This window comes from Actinokineospora sp. (genome assembly GCF_050699995.1).
Taxonomy (GTDB): Bacteria; Actinomycetota; Actinomycetes; order Mycobacteriales; family Pseudonocardiaceae; genus Actinokineospora.
In genome coordinates, this window is sequence record NZ_JBOHGC010000568.1 from 1 (window position 1) to 4,902 (window position 4,902).

General features: G+C 69.2%; 8 protein-coding genes. 3 read left to right on the forward strand and 5 right to left on the reverse strand.

Going from position 1 to position 4,902, the window contains the following annotated elements:
* The 3 genes from ACRDSQ_RS27475 to ACRDSQ_RS27485 form a co-directional block, all read right to left on the reverse strand.
* The coding region (locus tag ACRDSQ_RS27475) for an acetamidase/formamidase family protein (protein WP_431424985.1) at positions 1-731 on the reverse strand (731 nt) is incomplete at its 3' end.
* On the reverse strand, positions 728-940 hold the full coding sequence (locus ACRDSQ_RS27480) for a hypothetical protein (RefSeq protein ID WP_431424987.1): 213 nt from the start codon (positions 938-940) through the stop codon (positions 728-730). The genes ACRDSQ_RS27480 and ACRDSQ_RS27475, both read right to left, overlap by 4 nt.
* Positions 930-1,724, reverse strand: a complete 795-nt coding sequence (locus tag ACRDSQ_RS27485) for a hypothetical protein (protein WP_431424989.1) — start codon at positions 1,722-1,724, stop codon at positions 930-932. The genes ACRDSQ_RS27480 and ACRDSQ_RS27485 overlap by 11 nt, the downstream gene beginning before the upstream one ends.
* Positions 1,725-2,125: 401 nt before the next feature.
* Here ACRDSQ_RS27485 and ACRDSQ_RS27490 point away from each other — a divergent pair, with 401 nt between their 5' ends.
* Both ACRDSQ_RS27490 and ACRDSQ_RS27495 read left to right on the forward strand, forming a co-directional pair.
* Positions 2,126-2,914, forward strand: a complete 789-nt coding sequence (locus ACRDSQ_RS27490; RefSeq protein WP_431424990.1) for an alpha/beta hydrolase family protein — start codon at positions 2,126-2,128, stop codon at positions 2,912-2,914.
* 299 nt (positions 2,915-3,213) lie between these two features.
* Entirely contained in the window at positions 3,214-3,402 is a 189-nt protein-coding gene (locus ACRDSQ_RS27495; protein ID WP_431424992.1) for a hypothetical protein, read from the forward strand.
* Here the strand turns inward: ACRDSQ_RS27495 and ACRDSQ_RS27500 are convergent, their stop codons facing one another.
* Both ACRDSQ_RS27500 and ACRDSQ_RS27505 read right to left on the reverse strand, forming a co-directional pair.
* On the reverse strand, positions 3,403-3,702 hold the full coding sequence (locus ACRDSQ_RS27500; protein WP_431424993.1) for an MGMT family protein: 300 nt from the start codon (positions 3,700-3,702) through the stop codon (positions 3,403-3,405).
* A complete protein-coding gene (locus ACRDSQ_RS27505) occupies positions 3,699-4,481 on the reverse strand; it encodes an alpha/beta fold hydrolase (protein WP_431424995.1) in 783 nt (260 codons plus the stop codon). Before ACRDSQ_RS27505 ends, ACRDSQ_RS27500 begins: the two co-directional genes overlap by 4 nt.
* Before the next feature lie 76 nt (positions 4,482-4,557).
* On the opposite strand from ACRDSQ_RS27505, the gene ACRDSQ_RS27510 reads away from it, so the two are divergent.
* A partial coding sequence (locus ACRDSQ_RS27510) for a UvrD-helicase domain-containing protein (protein ID WP_431424997.1) occupies positions 4,558-4,902 on the forward strand: 345 nt, incomplete at its 3' end.

A 4,902-nucleotide genomic window follows, 5' to 3' on the forward strand; every position in this document is an offset into this window, starting at 1 on the left:
TCCAACGGCCGGGCGCAGCCCACGCTGGCGATGTGGGTCTCGGTCTCGATGCGCGGCCAGTGCAGCTTGGGCGTGGCAGGCAGCACGTCGACCTGCACGCGCAGCCTGCCCCGGATCTCCACCGCGCCCATGCCGCTGCTCTCGCCGTCACCCTGCAGGGCGTGGACGTCACCGAAGTACAGGTAGGCGCCCTCGTGGTTGACCCGGAAGCTGATCGTAGATCCGCCGGTGACCTCCTGGATGTCCAGATTGCCGCCGTGGGGGCCGTTGTCCAGGGTGGCCACTTCGCCCGCTGCGGGTGCGACGCCGACCAGGCCGATCATGGGCTTGGCGTCCAGGGTGAGGTCGTCGTCCCAGTGGACCAGGCCGTCTTCGACGCGAACGATCTTCGAGTGGATGCCCTCCTGCTCGGCGAGCATGTCGCCGAATATGCTGAACTTCGGCCACACGGCCGTGTAGCCGAGGCCGCGCACGCCGACGTCCAGCACCCGCACGACCAAGGTGTCGCCGGGCTTGGCGCCGTTGACCTTGATCGGGCCGGTGGCCGGGTTGACGTACGGGACGGTGATGTCCTCCTCGGTCAGCTGGTCACTGGGGTGCGTGATCAGGTGACCGCCGATGTTGAGCTCGGTGTCGACCTCGAAGATCTCACCAGGCGCGACCTCGGCCTCGAACGCGTCGCGCGCGGTGAGTGCGTACTTGACGTTCTTGTACGCGATGGCCTGATTCATACCGTTCCTTCGGCGAGCTGGTGGCCGAGCCCGTTGGTGGTGGCGATCTCGTAGGCGAGCGTCGCCGCGACGTGGTCGAGCAGCGGGAATCCGGTCGAGATGTAGCAGGACGGGCCAGGGTCGTTGCGCGGTGCGGCGAGCGCCTGGTGCAGATAGGTCACCTCGGGCACGAGGCCGAGCTGTTGCCAGCGCTTGAGGTCACCGAGCACGAAGCACAGTGGGCTGCCGACCAGCAATGGAACCGCGCCGGGCACGTCGTCCTCGAGTTCGGCGAGGTTGTCGGCGTCCGCCGACGACGCTGCCGACGAACCGCAGCGCGTACTTGTCCACGTCCGCCCGGCCGAGCAGCGGCTGCTGCGCGGCGCTCGTCAACGCCACCGCGTCGGACTCCGCCAGCAGGTGCGGGAGCGTGGCGGCGGCCCGGACCCGCGGCCCGCTTTCCAGCTCGCACAGCTCATGCATCCGTTGCACGGCAACAGGGTTGCTATCGTAGGCGACGCACGAGTCGATCAACCCCGCGCGCTGGAACGCCAGCGCCGTGTAGGCGCCGACCCGGCCCGCGCCGACCACACCGAGGTTCGGCTTCGGGCCGCCGTGGTTGAGTGCCTGCCAGGCCAGCAGGATGCCGATGGCCCTGCGGATGCTCGACAGCGCGGCGACGTCGAGGATGCCCATGACGTGGTGGTCCTGGGGGTGGATGACCACGGCCTTGCCGACCGAGATCTTGTCGGGCACGACGGTGCCCGCCTCGTTCGTCCCGATGATCTTGACGGTCATGGTCGCGCCGTCGTGGTACGGCATGACACGCAGGTCGCCTGGGGCGTCGTCGAAGTAGAACAGGTCCTTGCCGCCGAACGCCTCGGCGCCGGGGTCTCCGAGACCGGTCAACGTCGTGCGCATCCGCGTGCACAGTTCGTCGATGTGGTCGAGCAGGATGCGGTGGACGAGGACCTCGTCGAGGTACACGCACGGCTCGTCGTGGAGCCTGAGCAACTCGCCGACACGATTCCATCCGGAGGAACCGCGACATGCCAAGCCCGTTGAGCTGGTGGGCACTGCAACCTCTATTCGCGAGTGCTGAACTGCCGACGACCTCGGCGAAACAATCATGGCGTGCGAGGAACATGACGGGACCCTCATGCCAATCGGGATCACACGATGGTGGGAACCTGGATGGGTGTGCGCGACACCATCGAGATCCGCGTCAACGACTCCAGCCGCAAAGATCAAGGAGAGGGCGCGGATCCCGGTTCAGACACATACGGGCACAGAATCTCGAACTCGGAGCACCCCGACCGCACCGCAGGCCTGCCGTGACTGCGCGCGATCATGGCCGCGGACTCGTCCGGCGCGGGTGAACGTCCAGCCACTTGGCCACTGACTACCCTGACGCCGTGAGAACTGGCCAGCGGCAAGTCACTTTCACCGGCACCGGTGGCGAAACCCTCGTGGGCACTCTCGACCTCCCACCCAAGGAGCCCGAGGCCTACGCCCTCTTCGCCCACTGCTTCACCGGCGGCAAGAACAACCAGGCCACCCGCCGCGTGTCCCGTGCGCTGACCGATCGCGGCCTGGCCGTCCTGCGCTTCGACTTCACCGGCATCGGCGACTCCGGCGGCGACTTCGCGAACGCCACCTTCTCGTCCAACGTCGCCGACATCGTCCGCGCCGCCGCCCACCTGCGCGACAACTTCACCGCGCCCTCGCTGATCATCGGACACTCCCTCGGCGGCGCCGCCGTGCTGGCGGCGGCGGGGGAGATCCCGGAGGTTCGCGCCGTGGTCACCGTGGGCGCCCCCAGCGACCCGGCGCACGTGGCCCACTTGTTCGAGCACGCCCTCACCGACATCGAACACGCGGGCGAGGCCGAGGTCTCCCTCGGCGGTAAATGGTTTCGCATCCGCCGCGAATTCCTCGAAGACCTCCGCGAACAGCGCCTGGCGGATCACATCGCCCGGCTCGACCGCCCACTGCTCATCCTGCACTCACCCGACGACGACATCGTCGACATCACCAACGCCGCGGGCATCTACACCGCCGCCCGCCACCCCAAGTCCTTCATCTCCCTTGACGGCGCCAACCACCTGCTGACCTCGCCGCTGCACGCCAAACGGGTCGCGCAGCTGATCGCCGCGTGGGCCGACCCGTACCTGCCGGAGTCGTTCACCCCCGAGATCGACTGAACCGCGACGGCCTCCGGCACGTCTCACCAACATGGCAATTGGTCTGGTGGCGGCCCTCGTCGGGGCCGTCTTCATGGTCGTCGGACTTATCTCAATCTTGCGCGAAGATCGCCCGTGACCTGGGCGAACACGCAGTGACCGGACGATGACCCTGCGGCACGACTCCGTCTGGGGGGTTGTGGCGACCCCTATTGGGCTGAAAGAGTGGCTACATATTCCCGGCCGGCACGCCGTGGGATTCCCTGTGAGCAACCTCGATGCTCTTCGCGCGGCGGGCCGCCCCTAGGAAGGTTGCCCTCATGACGCTTGCCCACGAAGCACCCACGGTGGGTCGGATCGCCGCCGCCCGTGAAATCGAGTCGATGCACAACGCCGAGCAGTGCCACCGCGCCGCTCGCACCGTCGCCGACCACGCCGCCGACGCCGCCGACTGCCTGCAGCTGCTTGAGATGCTCGGCCTCGACCCTGAGTCGGTCAAACGAGGCTAATCAATCACGTACACCCCAGCGATAGGTCCGTAGATCGACCTTTTCGTTGACTGCCGGCACGCCCTCCGCCCGCAGCAGCTCCAGCTGCCTGCGGGCGAGGTGCGGGGCAGGCGTCCCGCTCGCCCGCAGCACCCGGTGCCACGGCAGGTCGTGGCCGTCCTCGGACAGCACCCGACCGACCAGCCTGGGCGTCGGCGCGCGCGCGATGTCGGCGATGTCACCGTAGGTCGCGACCCGGCCGACCGGGATCGACCGGACCGCGTCACGGATCCGTTCGTGCAGGTGTTCGTCGACACTCATCCGGCCACGCCCTTGTCGCTGATGAACTCGTCGATCACCGCGGCGATGCCCGACGGGTCCTCCAGGTAGACCATGTGCCCGAGGTTCAGTGCCGCGAGCCGGAAGTCCTCGCCCAGGGTGAACCGGCACGCCTTGATGAACTCCGGTCCCACGAACGCGTCGAGGGTCGCCTGCACGAGCAGGGTCGGCAGCCCGGGCGGGGGCAGCCGCGGCGCCCGGCACATCTCGCTCCACGCGGTGATCACCGCGGCCGGGCTGTAGCGCGGCCGCCAGTGGCCGTCGACCTCGACCCAGTTCGCCGTGACCTCTTCCTCGATGTGCTCCTCGGGCTCACCCGGCCAGTCGTGCCGCTGCGTGGCCAGGGCTTCGCCGCGGTCGTCGCGGATCACCTCCGCGGTCTGCGCGTACTCCGCCGCGTCCTCGGGGCTCACCTTCACCGCGGGGTCCAGCAGCACGAGCTTGCGCACCCGCTGCGGCGCGAGCCGAGCCAGGTGCAGTGCCACCAACCCGCCGAACGAATGGCCGACCACCGGCACCGAGGCGAGGTCGTGGACGTCGAGCACACGCAGCAGATCGGCCGCGTGCTGCTCCAGCGTCCACGGCGGCAACCGGTCCGACAGCCCGTGTCCGCGCAGGTCAGGTGCCACGACGCGGTAGTCGCGGAGGTGGTTCTCGGCGAGCCTGCGGAAGCGTGCGCCATGCCCGCCGATTCCATGCAGGATCAGGACCGGCGGCGATTCGATCGACCCGTACGAGTGAACGTGTAAGGCATCGGCCATGCGCGGGATCATGCCATCTCGGCCTCGCCGGGCGTGCCGCGTCCAAGGCTGTCACCCCCTCGTGATGCAATCGGGTGTGGCCGCCGCGAGAACCCCTAACGCGCCGCAGCTCGTGCGCCGACCTGCGGCGCACCGGCAGGCCTCGCGCTGGGGCGGGGACGCCCAGCGGGTGCTCGCGGGCAGCGACGGGTTCGTCCGCGTCCTGGGCGGTCCCGGCACCGGCAAGACCACCCTGCTCGTGGAGCTCGCCGCCGACCGGATGCTGCGCGGCGGCGTCGACCCGGAGCAGCTGCTCGTGCTCACGTCCAGCCGCCGTGCCGCCGCCGACCTGCGTTCCCGCATCACCGCGCTGCTGACCGACCACGCCGACGAAGGCGCCCCCCGCACGGTCCGCGAACCGCTGGTCCGCACGGTCCACTCC